Annotated in this window: 15 protein-coding genes, 1 tRNA gene and 1 pseudogene; 1 reads left to right on the top strand and 16 read right to left on the bottom strand. The window is 62.4% G+C overall.

The window, feature by feature from the left end:
* Positions 1 to 34: 34 nt before the first annotated feature.
* The 14 genes and pseudogenes from JWQ90_RS23200 to JWQ90_RS23265 all read right to left on the bottom strand — a co-directional run bounded on the left by JWQ90_RS23200 (position 35) and on the right by JWQ90_RS23265 (position 17,831).
* Positions 35 to 2,743, bottom strand: coding sequence for a phospholipase D-like domain-containing anti-phage protein (locus JWQ90_RS23200; protein WP_299697375.1), 2,709 nt, complete (start codon positions 2,741 to 2,743; stop codon positions 35 to 37).
* A gap of 1 nt (position 2,744) precedes the next feature.
* On the bottom strand, positions 2,745 to 5,774 hold the full coding sequence (locus JWQ90_RS23205) for an anti-phage-associated DUF1156 domain-containing protein (RefSeq protein ID WP_299697376.1): 3,030 nt from the start codon (positions 5,772 to 5,774) through the stop codon (positions 2,745 to 2,747).
* Positions 5,771 to 6,346: an anti-phage-associated DUF3780 domain-containing protein gene (locus tag JWQ90_RS23210; RefSeq protein WP_299697377.1), complete on the bottom strand. Its 576-nt coding sequence runs from the start codon at positions 6,344 to 6,346 to the stop codon at positions 5,771 to 5,773. Before JWQ90_RS23210 ends, JWQ90_RS23205 begins: the two co-directional genes overlap by 4 nt.
* Complete coding sequence (locus JWQ90_RS23215; protein WP_299697378.1) at positions 6,343 to 9,426, bottom strand: anti-phage-associated DUF499 domain-containing protein; 3,084 nt, start codon at positions 9,424 to 9,426, stop codon at positions 6,343 to 6,345. The genes JWQ90_RS23210 and JWQ90_RS23215 overlap by 4 nt, the downstream gene beginning before the upstream one ends.
* 243 nt (positions 9,427 to 9,669) lie before the next feature.
* Positions 9,670 to 10,146, bottom strand: a complete 477-nt coding sequence (locus JWQ90_RS23220; RefSeq protein ID WP_299697379.1) for an integrase domain-containing protein — start codon at positions 10,144 to 10,146, stop codon at positions 9,670 to 9,672.
* Positions 10,056 to 10,550 carry a phage integrase N-terminal domain-containing protein gene (locus tag JWQ90_RS23225; RefSeq protein WP_299697380.1) on the bottom strand — a complete coding sequence of 165 codons (495 nt, stop codon included), beginning with the start codon at positions 10,548 to 10,550 and terminating at the stop codon, positions 10,056 to 10,058. Before JWQ90_RS23225 ends, JWQ90_RS23220 begins: the two co-directional genes overlap by 91 nt.
* A 287-nt stretch (positions 10,551 to 10,837) precedes the next feature.
* A tRNA-Phe gene (locus JWQ90_RS23230) sits at positions 10,838 to 10,913 on the bottom strand.
* Positions 10,914 to 10,993: 80 nt separating this feature from the next.
* On the bottom strand, positions 10,994 to 11,278 hold the full coding sequence (locus JWQ90_RS23235; RefSeq protein ID WP_299697381.1) for an oxidative damage protection protein: 285 nt from the start codon (positions 11,276 to 11,278) through the stop codon (positions 10,994 to 10,996).
* A pseudogene (mutY, locus tag JWQ90_RS23240) lies at positions 11,254 to 12,333 on the bottom strand (A/G-specific adenine glycosylase); the annotation flags it as partial. The pseudogene mutY and the gene JWQ90_RS23235, both read right to left, overlap by 25 nt.
* Positions 12,334 to 12,416: 83 nt before the next feature.
* Positions 12,417 to 12,986 (bottom strand): SRPBCC family protein, encoded by a 570-nt coding sequence (locus tag JWQ90_RS23245; protein ID WP_299697383.1) that lies wholly within the window; start codon positions 12,984 to 12,986, stop codon positions 12,417 to 12,419.
* Positions 12,987 to 12,993: 7 nt separating this feature from the next.
* Entirely contained in the window at positions 12,994 to 15,381 is a 2,388-nt protein-coding gene (locus JWQ90_RS23250; protein ID WP_299697384.1) for an AsmA family protein, read from the bottom strand.
* 77 nt (positions 15,382 to 15,458) lie between these two features.
* The gene (locus JWQ90_RS23255) at positions 15,459 to 16,367 is read right to left on the bottom strand and encodes an ROK family protein (RefSeq protein ID WP_366919580.1); all 909 of its coding nucleotides are present in this window, start codon (positions 16,365 to 16,367) and stop codon (positions 15,459 to 15,461) included.
* Between the two features lie 280 nt (positions 16,368 to 16,647).
* Positions 16,648 to 16,995 carry a nucleotidyl transferase AbiEii/AbiGii toxin family protein gene (locus JWQ90_RS23260; protein ID WP_299697386.1) on the bottom strand — a complete coding sequence of 116 codons (348 nt, stop codon included), beginning with the start codon at positions 16,993 to 16,995 and terminating at the stop codon, positions 16,648 to 16,650.
* Positions 16,995 to 17,831, bottom strand: a complete 837-nt coding sequence (locus JWQ90_RS23265; RefSeq protein WP_299697387.1) for a hypothetical protein — start codon at positions 17,829 to 17,831, stop codon at positions 16,995 to 16,997. The genes JWQ90_RS23260 and JWQ90_RS23265 overlap by 1 nt, the downstream gene beginning before the upstream one ends.
* 161 nt (positions 17,832 to 17,992) lie before the next feature.
* On the opposite strand from JWQ90_RS23265, the gene JWQ90_RS23270 reads away from it, so the two are divergent.
* The gene (locus JWQ90_RS23270) at positions 17,993 to 18,190 is read left to right on the top strand and encodes a hypothetical protein (protein WP_299697388.1); all 198 of its coding nucleotides are present in this window, start codon (positions 17,993 to 17,995) and stop codon (positions 18,188 to 18,190) included.
* Between the two features lie 88 nt (positions 18,191 to 18,278).
* Here the strand turns inward: JWQ90_RS23270 and JWQ90_RS23275 are convergent, their stop codons facing one another.
* The gene (locus tag JWQ90_RS23275) at positions 18,279 to 18,767 is read right to left on the bottom strand and encodes a hypothetical protein (RefSeq protein WP_299697389.1); all 489 of its coding nucleotides are present in this window, start codon (positions 18,765 to 18,767) and stop codon (positions 18,279 to 18,281) included.
* A 124-nt stretch (positions 18,768 to 18,891) separates the two neighbouring features.
* Positions 18,892 to 19,095, bottom strand: a 204-nt coding sequence (locus JWQ90_RS23280) for a hypothetical protein (RefSeq protein ID WP_299697390.1), incomplete at its 5' end; no start/stop codon positions are given.

Below are 19,095 nucleotides of genomic sequence, written 5' to 3' on the forward strand. Positions count from 1 at the left end.
CTGCCAGGAAGGGTATGGACCGCGCCGCTCGCGTTCACCATGGCGCAGACAACCTGTCCACGATGTCTCTCCGCGACAGCACGCGAGAGCAAAGCTCCCACCGATCTCTGTCGGGATCGATCGTTTCGTGGTAGCGAAGCTCGAAGGCGTTGTGAGCTTGGTCGCGGAGGTGGACGTACTCATCCATCCGTTTCTCGAGATCTTCCACGTTCTCGATCCAATCGTCCTCGATCGTGTCCGGCAAGCTCCCGAAGATGTCGTAGCGATCTTTCATCCGCCGGGAGATGACGGCATAGACCTGTTCGTCCTGGGTGCCGTGGTAAACGAGGTTGAGCATGTCGACGGTCTGACGTACCTGGCCGAACCGCTTGATACGTCCGAGACGCTGCTCAAGTCGGGCCGGGTTCCATGGTAAATCGACGTTGATCAGAGTCCCGAGCGTCTGCAGATTCAGCCCCTCGCAGGCCGCGTCGGTAGCAATCAGCAATCGAATCTCTCGTCGTTTCACCGCTGCCTTGATGTCATCACGCTCCACCGAGGCAAAATCGTTGCCCCGGTAAATGCCGCTCTTGCCAGCACCGGCGTAGATTGCGACCGGCTCCCCGGGCAGCGCACCAGCCAGTTCACCGGCGAGCGAACGCACGGTGTCGTAGTACTGGCTGAAGACAATGCAGCCGTGTTCGAGCCAGGTCCGGCCGTCAGTTCTGAATTCGGTCAGGAAGTGCCTCACCGCTGTTGTCTTGGGGTCACGCGCCTCCGGGCGTGACAACTCCTGAACGATCGTGCGCAGGTAGCCCGCGTCTTCCGCCGTCAGTGCATCGACGACGTCAGCAATAGTGCTGGCCTGCTCCTCCTCTTCCAGAGCTTCACGGCGCAGCATCTTCTCAGCGGTTGATCGACCGGACGCGAAGCTCGAGCAAATGCGCTGAAGGAGCAGCGTCTTCATGAAGCCAGCCGCTTTGTTTCCCTGTCTTTTGAGAGAAGCAGTGAAATCTTCAGCCGCGCGGTAAGCCAGATCGAACGGCAGGTTGGTCATTAACCCCAAGCCTTCAAATCCAACGCCGGCATATGCATCCCGCTGACCTTCGGGATCCGGATGGATGGAAACAGCAACACGCTGCAGAAGGCCGGCGTTCTCCAAGGTCACGCGCCGCCGCAACACCGTGTGCCGAACGATAGGGTTGTGTTCTCGCAGGAAGCCCGGCGCCAGCGCCTGCGAGATGGCTTGCTGCTCCAGAAACCCGAGCGAGCCGAACCCGCGATCGGTGAAAAATGCCTGGTCAGGCAGGCCCAATTGCAGGCGCAGTGTCGCGAACAGAGCGTCCTCGCTGGCCGGCGGCAGCGGGTTGCGCAACCATTCCCACGCATCGCGGTCCTCGGTCGGAACCTCAGTGCCCTTGACGATTGGCAGCGACCGCTGCCAATCGAACCAGCGCGCAAAGGGCGGGCGCCCCAACACGAAGTCTGCACCCGTGCCCAGGATGCGTAGCAAGTCCCATAGCTCGTGGACCTCCGTCTGAATCGGAGTCGCGGTACCGAGCAGCAGATTCTTGGTCCGCGAGCCGATGCGCAGCATGAATTCGAGCAGGTTGTTGGGCTCGTCCTTCTGCTTGCCCATACCGCCGCGTCGGCGCGCCTTGTGTGCCTCGTCGAGCACCACGGTGCCGAACTTGCGCGTCAGCAGGTGCTGGCGCTCTTCGGAGTCATGGAAGATCAGCCCGGTGGAAACAATGGCAATCTGCGCCGGGCACCTGGCGACATCTTCCGGCCCACGAGTGCGGATCTCATGCCCATTCGAGTCCAACCACACCTTCTTGGTGGACGACCACACGGCACTCGGAATACCGAGCTTGTCGATCAGCTCCACTTGCCACTGCATGGTCAGCGTGGACGGGCACAGGATCAGCACCGGACCATCGCCCAGCAAGACCGAAATCATGGCGCTGGCCGCGAGCGACAGCGTCTTGCCAACGCCCACCTCGTCGGCCAGCAGCAGGCGGGCACGACCGTATGTCTCCCGGTGCTGCAGGAACATCGTGACGAATGATCGCTGCCACGGCTGCAATTGCTCACCGCCACGATAAATGGGGCTTTCGGCCAGCGCCGCTGCCGGCACGTCCTCCGGCTTGGCATCGGCGAAACGGATCTCCACGCGATCCGCTATGCGTTTGACTTCTTCGATGATCGCATCGGGCAAGGGGTAGGCGTCTGCCCACAGCGCCGCAAATTCCTCTTCGACCCAAGCCACGCCTTCGGACGACGTGTCTTCCCACAAAATCTCATAGTTCTTTGCGAACGCGCTCCGCGTCTCGTTGATCGAGCCCAGGAAGCAGGTCTTAGCTCCGTCAGCACCCTCGATCACGCCTGCCTTGCCGTGCACAAACACCCTGTCCTTTGGCACGACGCGAATCTCGACTCGTCCGCTGGTCAGCAGCTCGTGCAGCTTTCGGTAGCGCTCGCGATGCAACAGCGCCTCCACCTCGGCCGGCGCCTCGTTCCAGCGCTCCTTGAGCGCGGTCTCGCGCGCGTGCTTCGAGATCAGAATGTCGGCTGCATCCAGTTCGCTATTGCAGACCACCTGCACTAGCGGAATCGACGCGATCTCCTCGCCTACGAGTTCGAAGATCGAACTGCGAAAATAGCCTGCGATGCGCCGATAGGATTGGGCTCCCGCCAGCTTCTGACTGAGAAACGCACGGTCAAGCCGCTGCCGGCGCGACGAGAACCGGCGAATCTCGCTCATCTCAGCCAAGCCTCTGGTTCTTCACCAGCTCGCGCAGCACGCGAGCCGCGCTGGCTTCATCGGGGCGCAGCGCATCCAGGCGCTTGGCCAGATATTCGGCAAGCTCCGCCACCCACTCGCGCTGTGTCATGTCGCCGTAGTAGTTGGGCACGTTGAGCGTGAGATGAGCCAGGACCTCGGCGCCGTCCACGTTCTTCTGCAGCTCCATCAGGGCATACAAGGCGGCACGCAGCGTGGACTGGTACAGCTCGGAGCCTTCGCCCATCTCCGCGCGGGCGAGCTCAACCGCGCTCTTGAGCCGCGCCTCATTGGCCTTGTGGCTCGCCAGCAGCGCCTTGAAATCGCGCACCTTGAAGGCCTTGGCGAAGTTCTGGTAATTGTCCAGTGTCTTGGCGCCGCGCGCTTCCATGTCGATCATCTTCAGGTAGAAGCGCTCCGCCCCCGATAGCCGGTCCCACTGTGCCTTGACGATCCCCTGCGGCGCCAGACACTGGTTTGCAGTGTCGACCGCGAAGGCGATGAGGCCATCGACAAACGTGGTCTCGTTCTTCACCCGAGGGCGAATCGCTTCGGCCGTCATATCGCGGCCGTCGATCACGGCGTAGCGCGTCAGCACGCGCAAAGCCGCAGCGTAGCCTGCCATCTGGATGTCGGCATCTTCGAACACGTTCTCGTCGCGGTAGAGCCCCTTGGCCTGCTGATTCAGTCCGGTGAGATCGGCCACCTGCTTTTCGACTTCCTCCTGAATTTCCCAGGCAAGATCGTCCCGCGTAGTTTTGTAAGCGCCCTGCCGCTTGCGCAATACCAACAGCACCGTTCCCTTAACGTAGCTACCCTCTCGAAGCGCGCTGTCAGTTTCGGTGACTACGTACCAAGCTGCAGTAACTTGCAAGCCCGAGGCCCACACAATATTGGCCATATCAGCCCAGATTGAACCGGACTGGTGCGTGAACATGATGACTTGGATGCCGTTAGGGGGCATGCACTCAGTCATGCTCTTGTACGCAGCGACCATACCGCGTCGAAAGTCTTCTCCCTCGCCTTGAATAGCGAGTGCGCGGCGACTATCCCAGACCCAATCCGCAAATTCCCGTGGAGGATTCTTCCTCAGCCACGCGACGAAAAAATCGAGTATCTCCTCGTACTTAACTGCATTCCCATAGGGGGGGTCGGTGACGAACAGATCAACACTGGATCGAACATCCTTCGCCTCACGTGCGCAGACGATCGCCGACCCACTGATGCTACTACGCTCAAGCGGCTCTAGAAGGTAGGACTTTGCAAATTCAAAGGGGCGAACACCGTAGTTAAATAGGGTGTTGAGGGCTTGGTTGTAGAACGTCTGTGAAATCGACTCCCGAGCTGCGCCAGTTCCGTATCTGCATAGCTTTGACGACCAATCCACCATTCTCGCGAGCAAAACAGTGAGAGCCGCTTCAGATCTACCACTACCTTCAATGCTCTTTCGCGCCAGGCCCAGCATTAGCAGTTGCCGTGGCGTAAAGAGGTGATGCCAGTGCGTCCAGCCTCTCGCTCGAACTAGGTCCAGGCCTTGGTATCTTGGAGGGCCACCTACTTCGATTCGCATATCCGGAATCCAGCCGTTCGCCTGCCATTCTGCAATGTTCCGATCGACATACGCTTCGACGATACGTTCACGTTCTATATCTGTAGCATCCACGGAACGGAAATCATGCTCGTACCCTTTGCCATTCTTCTTCGGTCTGGTCCATTGCACGCAGTAGAGCCGCTCTTGGAAGATGTCGTCGGGCAGCGGCCTGAAGTCTCTCTTTCCCCACAATCGCAAGCGATTCTCGATAGTCCCATCTGCCGTTTGGAAATCGCCTCGAAGAGTTGAAATTTTGGTCTTGTACTCAACGGAACCGACGCGATGAGTTAGATACGCTTCACCATACTTTCCCTCTCTGCCAATTGTGCCAGTCTCAGCATGCGTCATTTCAGCGGCGCCCACGCCGCTGCGTATCAGCACTTGGTATCGTTTGTTCACTGGATCGGGTGCCAGTTCAGCGACAGCGTTTCGGCCGGCGCTGACAACTAGATTTGGCAACAGTGGCACTATCCATCCACTTTGAGGACAACGGGCCTCAACACAGTATAGAAACGCCTTTGGCCTCCAACCCTTCCCGTCAGTTTCCACGCCAAGCCGATCAATCTCAGCCTGCACACTAAGCACTAGCCGCTTCTGATCGGCTACGAGAGCCTCTCGGCCCTTCTCGGAGCCGCCCACTATGTTTAGTGAACCCCAGGTAAGCATGCAGGCCACTGGATTGAGATCCGAGGCGACTACGTCGCAGCCGAGGCGCGCAGCTTCAAAGGGTATCTGTCCAGAGCCACTAAAAGTGTCTGCCAACACTGGACGTCGGCCAAACCGCATTGTTCCAAGTTGCTCAACGAGCTCGGGCACGGAACCCGCCTTAGTACCAAGGTGAGCGTTGACGTCTGTCCAAATGTGATCGTGAACGGTCTCTAGAACTTCCTCTGGCCTCCTGGCCTGGTCAACACGTTCACGATAAGGTCCGCGCGGAAGCATCTGCACTTCGAGTTGGCGACGATCTTGCTCCGGCACATCGTCGCGCCACGTAATCTTAGCGTCCCCGAACTTCGGATCTGACCAATCCACTGGCGCCGACGACGGCAGAGCATCGTCGGGCGACGCGGTGAAGTAGTCGGCGACCTTTGAGATTGTTAGGCGCTCCAAGATTTCCTTCGGGCGCGGGCGGCGCTTCCAACGGGCGACGAAGGATTCGTCGTCCATCGCCATCAGCTTTTCGAATATCGCCAAGTCGCGCGCTGGATTATCGGTCGCGGGTAGCAAACAACCCAAGACGCATGCTTTGTTCAAGATCAGCGGCTTTCTGCCTTTCCAGTAACTGCCAAGTCCGGTTAGGGTTTTGCCCTGAACCGCAACCTGTTCCTTATACGATTCTGCAGAGAGCTTCTGCACGGGCAGCAAGTGCTCTATAAGCGCGGGCGCATCCTTCAACGAGAACGGGACAACGGGGACAATCATTCCGCCTCCTTAAACAGCGGCAAGCGGAACAGGTCATCCTCGACAGGACGAAGGCGGCGGCGATCGAGCGCAGGTTTCTCCCCATCGGACAGCGCATGAAACAGCGCCCGCCGCCAGCCGCGCTGCGTATCATCCGGAAGGCCGGCTTCGGCTACCGCCATCGCAAACAGCCACCAGCGTTCCTCGGGCCGCAGCGCTGCCCATCGGCTGCATATCACTGGAAGTTGCTCATCGTTCGCGGTCTCAGCAGCCCAGGCCAGCACGCACAACTCCTTGCCGAGCAGGCGATCAACGAGGTTGGTGCCGGTGTGCCAGCGGCTGGTTGCAGTCCTGGCTGTCTTGAGTCGGTCATTGAACTCTCGGCGAGCAACATCCGCGATGCCGGACCACGAACGGCGGAGCAGGACCACGCGCGCTTCGTCACGCGGAATGCCGGCTTCGTGGCCTCGGTAACCATAGTCCTCGACGATCACGACGGGCGCGGCTCGCGCCGCAGGAATCTCGACGCGGAATACATGCGCGCCGAAGGTCGCGGGCGCGCCGAAGTCGGTGGTCGCTAGGGGCTCGGTCATTGCTCAACGTCGGTCTGCTCAAGCTCGATGCCGAGCTTGCCGGCGAAATCCTTCAAGTCATGCCCCGAGGCGAAGTGCGCCTTGCGGAACATCATAGTCACCGGCGTATCCGGCGCGAACTTCTCCAGCACCTTGGTCAGCAGCGCGGTGATGAAGGCCGCATCGACGCGTACCTCGCCTACCATGATGCTGGCCACTTTGTTGCCCTGACCGACAGTCAAGGACACGTTCTCGAACTCGGCTGACTTGTCGGCGGCTTGCTTGAGGCCTTCGAAAGTGGTGGCACGCGAGTCGAGCTTGCGGCCTGTGCGCGACAGCAAGCGCGCAGCCTTGACGTCGTCGATCTGCACGCCCTTCTTGCCCCGCGCCGGAAAGCGAAAATCAGCCTTGGTCTCCAACCCATCGACGGCAGCAAAGGCGCGCAGCAGCACGTCGTCGTCGCCGATCTGGACTGCGGTCGCGTAGGGCACGCCGTCGCGTGGCTCGCTGCCATCAAGCGTGTAGCGGATTTCGCCGCGTGGCGCGACCAACAGCTCCACCGTCCGCTTCCCGCCGGCCTCGCCAAGCCGGTTGCGCAACATGAGCTGGTTGGTCCAGGTCACCGGATCGCCAACCTCGTATTGCCCCGAGACGTCACGGACCATGAAGCTGACGCGCAGCGCCGCTGTGGCGTACGGGTTGTTCTTGAGCACTGGGCTGGTCTCAGATACCGACGCATCTTCGGCGAAGTGAATGCGTGGTGCCGGCCCGGCATTCACGGGATTTACCCGCAAGCGCACGCGGCCTTCGTCACCCAGTTCGGGCTCGGCGACGATCTGGACGGTGGTGCGCTTCTTCTTCGGTTTCTTGCTGACATAGCCGTTGCCCAGGTCTTCCCACAGGCCACGGTTGCAGGCGATGGTCTTGAGTGTGTCCAGGCCGCGCGGTGGCAGCCAGGGCATACCGGCTTGCTCGGTGTAACGGTCGGCTGCGTCGGACCAGCGGGTTTCGTCCTGGTTCTCGGGCCACAGCAGATCCTGTGACTTGTCGCGGATGGCATCGAACTCTTTCTCGACATCGAGGAAGAGCTTGAGCGGGTTGGATGTGAGCGTCTTCTCGATCTGCTCTTCACCGTTGAAGGGCTTGTTGGCATCGCGCGTCATGTCCAGCGGCTTGGGCGCCAACTGCGGTGGCTTGCCGGCGCGCTGGATGGGAAACAGCACCTTGTCAAACAGGCTCAGCACGGTGGCATTGAAGTCCTGCTCGTAGGCCTGCTGCTTGCGCTCCAGGTCGTCGCGCTGCGGATGACCCTTGGCAATGCGGCCATCGGCCTTCTGCGCCGCGAACAATTGGCGTGCAGCCTTTTCGACGCTGCCCATCGCGGTCTTGTCGCCAGTGAGCACGCACAGATTGTTCTTCTGGCTCAGGCCATCGAAAAACTTCTGCACTTCGTCGGGCGGAATCTTGGCGTCAGGGCTAACGACCAACAGCACCCGCCCGCGCCGCACGCGGTCAGCCACGTCTTCGAGGCGCGGCAGCGGAAGCACATCGTCATAGACGGTCTTTCGAGTGGCCTTGAACATGTCCCGCAGGCGGTGACGGATCAGGTCATCGACCTGGTTGTCCGGCGCATCATGGGCCAGGCTCTGCAGCAGCTTGGTCAGGTTCTCTTGCCGGTCGAAGTAGTAGCGGCCCTCGGGCGTGTGGTGCAGGTACCAGGCGGCCTTCTCCAACTCTTCGAACGCGGCTAGAAAGTCTGACGGCTCGCGCAGCGGCGACACCAAGCATTCGACCATTTCCTCGCGGGTGAGACCCTTCACGGCGTTTACGGCGGTTGACAGGCTGGCGGTTATCAGCAGCGCGCCCACCTGGGTGGCGGCTTCCTTGCCGGTTTGCAGGTCAATCACCTGCGCGTGCGCCGACAACTGAGCATCCCAGAGGTCTTTCGCGATCACGTCCCGCATGCCCGAAATCTCGGTCAGCTTGTCGCGCACATCGGGTACCGAAAAATCGAAGTGCTGTGGGCCGATCAGGAATACGTCGTTCGCTTTGCGGTCCCATACGGATTTGAGCAGGCGCGACACCAGCTCGATCAGGCCGCGGGTCTGCTTGAACTGCTCGTTCTCCTTGAACAGCGCCACCACGTTTTTCAGGCGCGGGTGGAACGGGTAGGTCGCCACGATCTCATCGGCGATGGCCTCGGCGCCGCGGTTGGCGGTCTTGGATTTGGCGGCCTCTTCCAGCTTGCGGCCGAAGGCGTCGGCGATGTCCTCGATCTCGTTCTTGTCGGGTAGCGACGAAAACAGCCGCTTACGCAGGATGTCGTAGATCTCGTTGGCGGCCAGATCGACGGGCGTGATGGTGCGTTCCTGGCGGCCCAACTCGGCACGCGCATCCTGCAGCGCCTTGTTGATGAGCTTGCCACCGGTTTCATACGCGGCGGCAAGGTCCGAGGCGACGATGCAGACGTTTTTCTTCTTGCCGGCAGCCGTGAGCAGGTTGGCGAATGCCCTCGTGGCGATGTCGGCCACGGTGCCGTTGCCGACTTTCTGTGTATCGAGGTAATGGAAGTACGGCGGCAGCTCGTCGAGCAGGATCAGCACCGGCTCGTCGCCCTCGAAGAGCTTGAGCCAATCTTTCTCATCGGGAGCCTTGGGGCCGCCGGTCCAGAAGCTGCGGAACTGCTCTCCCTTGCCCAGCTGAGTGGCGATCTCGCCCCAGAAGAAGTGATCGGGATTGTTGCGGCCATTGAAAGCCGCGATGGTCGCGCCCTGAAAGCCATCTGCGTGTGCCATGCCGGCGCAGTACTTCGCCCTTAAGGTCGCGTGGCGGGCCAGCAAGCCGAAGCCAACGAGCAAATGCGTCTTGCCACCGCCCATGGCCTGCCTGAGATGGAATACAGCCTGTGATGACGCGCCGGCGAGCCTGGCGATGCCTTCCGTGATGAGAGCCTTCATCCCTTGCGTGATAAAGGTTCGCTCAAAGAACGCGGCACCATTGCCTTCCGCCTGAATCAGCTCGTCGAGCTGTTCGATCTGATCGCTGAGCTTCACGTTCAGGGCGTTTGGTTGTAGTAGGCAGGCGTCGCGGACGGTCTTCATGCAGGGTCTCGTTGTGTTTTTTTTCGGCCGTATGGTGCAGCATGAAACCGAGCGTGGACACGCCGCCGGCAACTACGGCGTCGCAGTAACGGCGGCGACGCCGAGCATCGGTCGGTGCCGAAGCTCGGCACCGAGGCTCAGTGCGCTTGGCAATGGGTATCCAGTCGAATGACGTCGGCCCTGATAGGCCCTTTCGCGCTCGAAGTCGCGTTCCCCGAAATTCTACAAGCAAAACCGGCCGGCTTAAGCCTTTCTCGCATAAACACTGGCGACAGAGGTACCGCGTCCGTCGCCATGCCCGAGCGACAACGACGTTGCAGCCCTGGCCTCCCGCTCGCTGTTGCCTTCGTCCCGGTACGCTTGCACCCGTTCCTGGGCGAACTCATATCGCGCAGCATGGCTCAGGACGTTCTCGCGGTGGCAGAGGTTGCGGTAGATGCCGCGCGCCTGCTTCAGTCCGCTGGCTGACGTGCCGTCGGCACGGACGATCAGGTGCGAGGTCTTCTGCTCTCTCAGGATTGATCGCGCCCGTTCAACGGCTTTTAGAGCGCGCACTTGATCTGCTGGTTTGACCGTTCGTTCCCTGCCGCCCTTGGTCCCTTCAACGACGCGGACCGCGCGGTCACGCTTCAGCTCGCGCTCCCACCGCGCGAGGATATCGGCCCGTCCGCCGCGGATCGCTTCGGTCTCGCGGAGGCCGAGCGCGCGTTGCAGTTCCAACGTGGCGCCGATGCCAGGACGGCCGAGCGCCACTGTTTGTCCTGGAACTGCTTGATCTGTTTGTCGGACAACGGCGTTTTCGTGCCGATCCGGTTCGCGCGCTCGACGCCGAGTGCCCGGTTGCTGTAATCGGGGTTGCGTGCCAAGCCTTGCTTGCCTTCATGGCACAGGACTGCGCGCAGCTGGCTCAGCTCGTTCGCCAGCGTTCTCGGCGAGACACCTTCCTGCTGGCGAGCGCCGACATAGGCCGCGAGGTGTCGGCCGCCGACCTGATCGGCGCGATGAATCCCGAAGTTCTGCTCGCGCATCGTTCTGGCGAACGCACTGAACGTCGCCGACCGTCCCTCGCGGGTCAGATGCGCGCCCCCCAGCTGACCGCCGACCCTTTGGAGATCGGCCAGCAATTCCGTCTTCCGTCGAGAATTGCTCACGGTGCCACTTGTCGCCGGTCTTGAAGCGGGCGCGATAGCAGTAGTCGCCGCGCCATTCGATGTTGCCGAATTTCAGTTTCATGGTGCCCCCTCGTGATAAGCCAAAGAGGAGGTGCCGGCTGCTGTTTGGGCCGCCTGGAACCGTTGTTGCCCAGTTGTTGCCCAAAACAGCCCAAAATGCCTTCAGAACCCGAAGCCAACATCGCCAATAGGCGTGGCTCAAGATGCTAAAAATGAAGGATTTTTAACGCTTCAACGAATGGTGGCCGAGGACGGAATCGAACCGCCGACACGGGGATTTTCAATCCCCTGCTCTACCGACTGAGCTACTCGGCCAACTTAGGTGCTGGAAACCTTGCGCCGGAGGAACCACGGGGCGCGAAGGCCGCGTATTAGAGCCGCGCGGCCGGGCTTCGTCAACCTTTCGGCGAAGGGCTGGGCGGGACGTACGAAGTTTGCGCAAGTTCGCCGCCGCCGAAGAAGTATTTCTCCATCTCCTTGGCCAGGAATTTACGCGCCTCGACGTCGGACAGGGCCAGCCGATACTCGTTGATCAGCCGTGTCTGGTGCTGCAGCCATTCCGCCCAGGCGGCCTTGGAGACGCTGTCGTAGATGCGCACGCCGAGCACGCCGGGGTAGGGCGCGCGGTCAAGACCTTCGGCCTCGAGGCCGAGCTTCACGCAGTGGACGGTTCTGGCCATAGGCTCTGTTGTGCTTTCTGCGGGGCGAAGTACGCCGCGTCTAGGATTTTGCGCACCGGCGCCGGCAGGCCGGGCAGGGTGCTGGGGTCGCTCATTGTAGTCCACGCGGTCGCGCCGGCCTCGGCGACACCGGCCGGCGCGACGCGCAGGCGCAGCGGCTGCAGGCTCAGGTCGTAGTGGGTGAAGCTGTGCTCGACCGGTTCCAGCGCCTGCACCGACTCCGCGCGCAGGCCGTAACGCGCTGCAAGCTCCGCGCGCCAGTCCTGCTCGGCCGCGATCACCGGCGGGCACCACAGGCCGCCCCAGATGCCGCTGGGCGGGCGGCGCTCCAGCAGCAGCGCGGCTTTGTCGTTCTCGATCAGCAGCAGCCAGGCGCTGCGCTGCGGACGATCGCGCTTGGGCTTGGACGCGGGCAGTTCCGCAACGCGATCCTGCAGCCGCGCGCCGCAGTCCCCGGCAACCGGGCACACCGCGCACAGCGGTCGCCTCGAAACACAGACCTGGCTGCCCAGGTCCATGCAGGCCTGCGTGTAGTCGGCGAGCCGCGCGTCCGGCAGCAGCTTTTCGGCGTAGTTCCAGAGTCTTTGCTGTACCGCCGGCAGGCCGGGCCAGCCGGCGACCGCCGCGTGCCGCGACAGCAGGCGCTTGACGTTGCCGTCGAGGATCGCGTGGCGGTCGCCGAAAGCCTGCGACAGGATCGCGGCGGCAGTGGATCGGCCGACTCCGGGCAGTGCGATCATCTGCTCGATGTCGCGCGGCCACTCGCCGCCGCGCAGCTCGACGACGGCTTGTGCGCAGCGGTGCAGATTGCGCGCGCGGGCGTAGTAGCCCAGGCCTGCCCATCGTTGCAGCACGTCATCGATCGGCGCCGCGGCCAGGGTCTGCACGTCGGGAAAGCGCGCCAGAAAGCGCTCGAAGTACGGGATCACGGTCGTGACCTGCGTTTGCTGCAGCATCACTTCGGACAGCCATACGCGGTAGGGCTCGCGCGGGTGTTGCCAGGGCAGGTCGTGGCGGCCGTGGGTGTCGAACCAGGTGAGGAGTCGGGAGGCGAAGCTGGCTCCCTCTCCCGGCGCTGTCGCGCCACCCTCTCCCGGGAGAGGGGAAGGCTTGAGGGCGGTTGGACTTTTTGGGCGGCTCATGGCGCTGCATGCGCGACGCTTTCGTGTGCCAGCCGCTCGATGCCTTCGGAGGTCTGGATCGCTTCCTGGCGCAGCTTGCGCTGCATGATCCACGGGCCGATCAGCGGCGGTATCCAGAACTTCGGCTCCAGCTCGGCATTGAATTCCAGCAGGCTCTGCGTGGCCGTTTTGCCGTCGCTCAGGCGCCAGTCGGCCTGGCCATACAGCAGATCGCTGCGCTCGGAGATGACCTTGGCACTGAGTCGTCCGCCCGGCGTCTCCGGCATGCGGCGCATGTCCTGCACCTGGTCTAGCGTCTTGCAGAAAAACGAGAAGCACATGCGCAGCTGCGTATATAGGCGCGACACCTCGGGGGACGTGGTCTCCGGCAGTATCTGCGCCTGTTTTACCGCGGCGTTGATGCGCGGCAGGTTCTGGTAATCCGCGAACACCGCGTAGGCGGCATCGGCCGATGCGTCGAGCTGCACTTTCATCGCCACGCGATAGCGGTCGCCGTCCTGCGTGACCTGCAGGCTGTCGACGACGACCGCTTGCGCAGCCGCCGGCAGCAGCATCGCAACGAGCAACAGTGTCTCAGGGCGTAGTCGGCGCACTCTGTTCCTTCTGCTGCTCATCGGACGGCGGCGGCTCCTGCTGCTTTTTCCTTCTGCCGAACAGGCCGTCGAGCGCCGGGCCGAGGCGCTCGTTGAGTTTCTGCTTCAGCTCGTCCTTGTGCTCGTTGAGCTGCTGCTTGATCTCTTCCTTGGCGCGGGCGCGCACCGCGTCGGAAATCTGCACCTTGTACTTCGGATCGGTGAAGGTGCCGGTCAGATGCACCGGCACGGTGACGCCGCCAAGGTCTTCGAGCCCGCGGCCGCCCTGGCCCTTGCTGGTTTCGACGATCGTCGGCTTGGCGGTGTAGTCGAAGGTCTCGTTGACCAGGTCGACCTGGCCGGCACCGCCGACGCGCAGCATCGGATTGCGCGCATCCAGCGTGTCCGACTTGAGGATGCCGTTGACGATCTGGCCGCTGAAGTCGATCGAAGCGAAGTCGGTCTGCGGCGGCTCACCGCTGGGCGTATAAGTCTGGCCGCGCAACAGCGCCTGGCCGCGACGCAGCATCTCGCCGAGGTTGAAGCCCTTGACTGCGCCGTTCTTGAAATTCAGCGCGACCGTGCCGTTGAGCGCCTTGCGCAGATCGCCGACGGTCTTGCCCGCGGAGGTCAGATCCAGCTCGATGGTGCCGATGCCGTCGACCTTGTCCTTGCCGCTCAGGTCTTTCAGGAACGGGCCCAGAGCCAGGCTCTGCAGGCTGGTCTTGAACGCGAAGCCGGGCCGCAGGCCGGGCGCGATGCGCGTGGTGCTGGTGAAGCTGCCGCCATAGAGCTTGCCGTTGAGGCTCGCGATCTTGGCGGCTCCCTTAGGGCCCGTCAGTGTCAGTCTCACGTCTGACAGTTTGAGCCCGCGCAGCGTGAGTTTGGCGACATCGAGCGTGCCGTCGACGTCGAGCTTGGCCAGCGCGTCCACCGGGATCTCGGTGCTGTTGAGGTCGGCGCTCTTGATCTTCTCGACTTTTTCCTTCGGCGTCTCGGTCCGCGGCGCCAGGTAGCGGTCCGCGTCGAGCGTGTCGGCTCTCAGTGCGAAGCTCACTGCCGAGGTTGCGAAGTCGCGGATGCTGATCGACCCGCTCAGATTGGTCTGGTCGAGTTTCAGCAGCAGCTCGTTGAGCTTCACGCTCTTGGCCGTGCCGTCGATCTGCGACTTGAAACTGACTTCGGTGAGCGCCTTCGGATCGCTGGTCTTCAGCGGCTCGGCCGAAAACTTGGCGAGCAGCTCACGCGCATTGAACGGTTTCACCGTCAGCGGGCCGCCGTAGTGCGGTGTGTCGCCGTTGAGGCCGGACAAGGCCAGCGTGGTAGTCGCCTCCAGCCCGCTCGCCTTCAAGACGATGCCGCGCGCTTCGCCCTTGCCGCTGGTCTGGTCGACTATCACGTCGCCGGTCAGTTGCACATTCTGGCTGCCGCCGGGCAGGGCCTTGCCGCTGGCGCTCGCGTCCAGGTTCAGGCCGGCAATCTCGTAGCGCTTGGCCTTGATGTCGGCTTTCACGTTCGCCTTGACGTCGGCCTTGCCGTCGATGCTCGCGTTCTTGCCGGTCGCGGCTATTTTCAGATCCTTGGTTTGGAAAATTTGTGTACCGAGATTGCCGCTGACTTCGCCGCTGAGCTTGATGTCGGCCTGCCGCTCGGGATTCTTCGCGGTGATTTCGAGCTTCAGGTCTTCGAGTTTCAGATCCTGGGTTTTCAGGTCGGGATCGACATGCGCGGACAGCTTCACCTCGGTGTCGAGCTTCTGCGCCGCCAGCACCGCCTTGATCGAGGTCTCGACGTCGAAAGCCTTGCCCGGCTTCAGCGCGCCGGTCTTCAGGTCGAAGTCGCTGATGCTGTAGCTCTGATGGGTCTGGTCGTCGCGATAGCTGATCGCGGCGTCCTTGATGTCGATGCCGCCGATGTCGATGTCCTCGAGCTTGAAACTCGAGGGCTGCTGGGGTTCCTCTGGCTTGCTCGGCTCCTTGGCGTTGATCTTGGCCAGATCGTCCCAGTTGGTTTTTCCGTCCGCGGATTTGGCGAGGTTCAGCACCAGGCCATCGAGCTGCACGCCGTCGACGACGATCTTGCGATCGCGCAGCAGCGGCAGCAGCTGCACGCCGACCTTGGCCTCGCCGACTTTCGCAAAAGCCTGGTCGCCGAAGCCGGCCGCGTTGCTCAGGCTGACCTGTTTCAGATCGACTTTCAGCCAGGGGAAAACCGTGAGCTTGATGTCGCCGATCTGCAGATCGCGGCTGGTCTTGTCATGCACGAGCTTGGCGATGCGCGCGCGATAGTCGTTCGGGTCGAAAGTCATCACGGCAGCGGTCAAGGCGCCGACGACCGCGAGCACGAACAGGCCGAGGATGATCAGGAAATACTTGAGCGGACGTGCCATGGGGCCTGCCGGTGATCCAGGAAGGTCCGCAGTGTACCGAACGGGCTATGTGATCCGATTGCGGATTCAGACGCGGTTCAGTCGGCCGGCCACAGCCGGGCCGCACCACGCACGCCGCTGGAGTCGCCATGCAGCGCCGGCAGCAGCCGGGTGGCGATGGTGTCGGAGAAAATGCTGTCGTCCCACAGCGCCGGTACGTGGCGATACAGGCGATCGATCCGTGACAGGCCGCCGCCGAGCACGATCACCTGCGGGTCCAGCAGGTTGATGACACTGGCCAGCGAACGCGCCAGCCGGTCCTCGAAACGCGACATCGTCGCAGCAGCGCGCGCATCGCCCGCCTCGGCCAGCGCCACGATGGCTACGCCGGCTAGCGATGCGCCGCCGCTGCGCAGGTGATCGGCCGCCAGCGCAGGGCCGGACAGCCAGGTTTCGATACAGCCGTGGCGGCCGCACCAGCAAGCCGGTCCCGGTGTCTCGTTCCACTCCGGCCGCGGCCGCGGCAGGCCGTTGTGGCCCCATTCGCCGGCGATGCCGTTGGCGCCGTCGAGCAGTGCGCCATTGACGACGATGCCGCCGCCGACGCCGGTGCCGAGGATCACCGCGAACACACTGGGCGCGCCTGCCGCCGCGCCGTCCACCGCTTCCGACAGCGCGAGGCAGTTGGCGTCGTTGGCCATGCGCACTTCACGCTGCAGCGCCCGCTCGATATCGCGCTGCAAGGCCTGGCCGTTGAGGCATATCGAGTTTGAATTTTTCAGCAGGCCGGTGGCGGGTGACAGCGCGCCGGGATGGCCGATGCCGACGCGCATTTTTTTTGCGCCGACACTTGTTTCGAGATCGTCGACCAGTTGCGCGAGTGTCGCCAGCGTGGCGGCGTAGTCGCCCTGCGGCGTTGCCACGCGTTGCCGCGCCAGCACGGCGGAGTCGGCGGCCATCACGACGCCTTCGATCTTGGTGCCGCCGAGGTCTATTCCTATCCTCATAATATTGATTATATTGAACTTGTTTATGCGGCAGGGATAGCCCCGATCCAGCAGCAACAAGTCGCCGCAACCCAGACGATCCAGCTGCTCGAACAGCATCTGCCGTTCGTTGACATGCACGCTGTACAGGGAGGCGGCGAGCATCAACTCAACGCCTGCCGGTGGTTCAAGTGAAAGCAGCATGCGCTACAGCAGCGGGAATGGTGATGAAGGAAGGGAAAACGGCGGATGGGGCAACGGCGCATTTGACCGAATATGCGGCGTCAGCGTCAGGAGCTCATCATGTGCCTGGCCTTTGCCGGTCTTCGCGGTCGAACGCGATGCGCAGGCCGCAGGCGGCTTCCACTGCCGCGTAAATCTCGGTGAACCCCGCGAGGATTTCATCGAGTGTGATCGGTCGGATTAACGTGAAGTCTAGGTCTTCCGAGAAACGGTAGTCCTCGAACCAACACCGTCGCAGCGCTGTGCCGCCTTTGAAGGCCAATACCTCGCGCAAGGAGTGCCCAGCCAGTCCTGTAAGGAACCAGGCCAGAACGTAGTCCCGCTCAATGACGGCTTCGGGAATGCGTCGCCCGCCAGCGGTTACCAGCGTATTGGAGATCAACGAAATGTTGCGTTGAGGGATCATCAGCCCAGTCTCACGGCGTCCAGTTCATCGGGGGTGACGTTGAGCTGAAGCCGCCAGCGAGAGAGAAATGCGCCGTCAGCTGGCAGCAGTGGATCGAGGCGCTGATAAGTTGCAGTCAGCATGTCGCGCAGCGGTTCCAGCACAGAAGCGTCCGCCAGGCCATAGTGTTCCAGCAGGAACCCGAGACGCCGCACGACGGCGCCGACGCCGAGGCGTCGTGCATATTCAATCAGTCGGTCGGCTTTCAGTTCGGTTCGCTTCATCCACAGGCCCTTGGCGACTTCTGTGATGCCGCCGGCATAGGCCGGGTGACGGAGACCGTCGATGATCGTGCGCTCCATGTCGCTGATCATCACGAAGCGTTCCTTGTCGACCCAATGCTTCATGGTTCCGAATTCTTGCGTTGCTGTGATGTGGACAAACCGGAAGTCGTAGCCGCCGACCACTTGCGGACGCACGCGCCGCGTGCATGACACGTACACGGTGAAGTTCGGCTGCGTCACCATGCGGTGCAGTTCGAGCGCGGTGCCGTGCGAGAGGAAGTAGGGCGCGGGGCCGGCGAGTTCGCGCGCGATCAGGTACGGACTGTCAACGTGCTCGGTTGCTCGACCCAGTTCGAAGGGCACCAGGTTGTACAAGCCCGGCTTCAGTCGGGTCACCAAGCCACGCTGCTGGGCCTTGTGTACGAGGTTGCGCGCGGCAGCGGACGACAAGCCGGTGATGATGCCGACATCCGCCAAGGTAAACGTGGAGCGGCGCAACTCATTCAGCTCGGTGAAGAGCTGCGCGGCACGCGGACCTAGCGTCTTGGTCTGTGAGTGATATTTTTCGCTCAATTTGAGCCTCAAGAGGAAACGTACTGCGCGTTAAATATAAATATTAATCATATCGGACGGCAAGTTTGTCTCCCTCCGGGAGACGAAACGATCGTAAAATATAAACAACGAAAATTTGAAGGCGGAAGTCGCCGCCCCACCATAAAGAGGGGGAGCGCGCGATGACCGTCAGTGTCCACAATCCCGACCAATACATGGCCCGCCTGCGGCGGATCATTGCCCAGAGGCGCAAGCGAATGGGTATGTTGGTCGGAGCGGGCGTACCCGCCGGCATCGTCCATCCCGGCAGCGACAAACCCTTGATTCCTGCTGCGGCGGGCCTCACCGAGATGGTGATGGGCGTTCTGAACCGGGTATAGCGAGCCGCCTGGCAGTGTTATCAACCCGCTGCATGTTCGTGCTCCGGCGTCCCCCGCCGCCATCGGGCGCTGGAGGCGGCGCTTCCTGTCACGCGCTGCGCACGAGTGGAGGCAGCACGGGCGACTCGACGGCCCTGCCGCGCTGCGCGTCTTCGATCAGCCGTGCCCATAAGCTAAGAGCCTCACGCCGTTCCACGAGCAGGTCGCCCGCCTGATAGATCTCCGTCAGGCCGCCGAGCGAGTGATTGAGCGAGCGCTCGATCACGTCGTCGCGGCAGCCGAGCGTGCGTAGGTAGGAGCGCGCGGTGCTGTGCAGGTCGTGCGGACAAAACTCGCGTACGCCGTCGCCGACTACACGGTCGATGGCGACGTTCAGCGTAGTACGGCTCAGGTGCAGAACCGTGCTGCGGCGATTCCGGGTCTGACGCGGCAGCACGTACTCCGAGCCTCCGGCCAGCGACTGCAGCGGCAGCAGCCACTGGACCACGACCGGTGCCAGCGGAATCGTGTACGCGCGGCGTGCCTTGTTTCCGATCCGGTCGGCCGGCCCCGTCCAGAGCCCGCGAATCAGATGCACGCTTCTCCCATGCCTCGACCGTGAGACGATTGGCAAGCGTTCCTGTGAACTCATCATCCACTACTCCGGACTGGCTTGCGGCGAAGCATTCCGCTATGGCTTGGTCGAGCCTTCGATTGCCTCCTCATTCGTAGCCGACGTGAGCGTCCAGATTCTTCGCGAGGAAGCGTGCGTCGGTGAAGTGCTTCTTATACAGGCCGGCAAGTGTGAACGGCGGTTCAAATCCGCGTAAATCTGGCGGCGAGAAGTCAGCGAGTCCAATCCAGGCTGGACAGAACGGGGGATGGTTGGCGGTCGCGTGAGCGATGCCCAGTGCCGACACGGGCCT

It is taken from the genome of Hydrocarboniphaga sp., assembly GCF_028291725.1.
Lineage (GTDB): Bacteria > Pseudomonadota > Gammaproteobacteria > Nevskiales > Nevskiaceae > Hydrocarboniphaga.

Excerpts from the sequence above, each read along its gene's own strand:
- JWQ90_RS23200 (WP_299697375.1), bottom strand. The coding sequence starts at position 2,743 with ATGAGCGAGATTCGCCGGTTCTCGTCGCGCCGGCAGCGGCTTGACCGT.
- JWQ90_RS23205 (WP_299697376.1), bottom strand. The coding sequence starts at position 5,774 with ATGATTGTCCCCGTTGTCCCGTTCTCGTTGAAGGATGCGCCCGCGCTT.
- JWQ90_RS23210 (WP_299697377.1), bottom strand. The coding sequence starts at position 6,346 with ATGACCGAGCCCCTAGCGACCACCGACTTCGGCGCGCCCGCGACCTTC.
- JWQ90_RS23215 (WP_299697378.1), bottom strand. The coding sequence starts at position 9,426 with ATGAAGACCGTCCGCGACGCCTGCCTACTACAACCAAACGCCCTGAAC.
- JWQ90_RS23235 (WP_299697381.1), bottom strand. The coding sequence starts at position 11,278 with ATGGCCAGAACCGTCCACTGCGTGAAGCTCGGCCTCGAGGCCGAAGGT.
- JWQ90_RS23250 (WP_299697384.1), bottom strand. The coding sequence starts at position 15,381 with ATGGCACGTCCGCTCAAGTATTTCCTGATCATCCTCGGCCTGTTCGTG.
- JWQ90_RS23255 (WP_366919580.1), bottom strand. The coding sequence starts at position 16,367 with ATGAGGATAGGAATAGACCTCGGCGGCACCAAGATCGAAGGCGTCGTG.
- JWQ90_RS23260 (WP_299697386.1), bottom strand. The coding sequence starts at position 16,995 with ATGATCCCTCAACGCAACATTTCGTTGATCTCCAATACGCTGGTAACC.
- JWQ90_RS23270 (WP_299697388.1), top strand. The coding sequence starts at position 17,993 with ATGACCGTCAGTGTCCACAATCCCGACCAATACATGGCCCGCCTGCGG.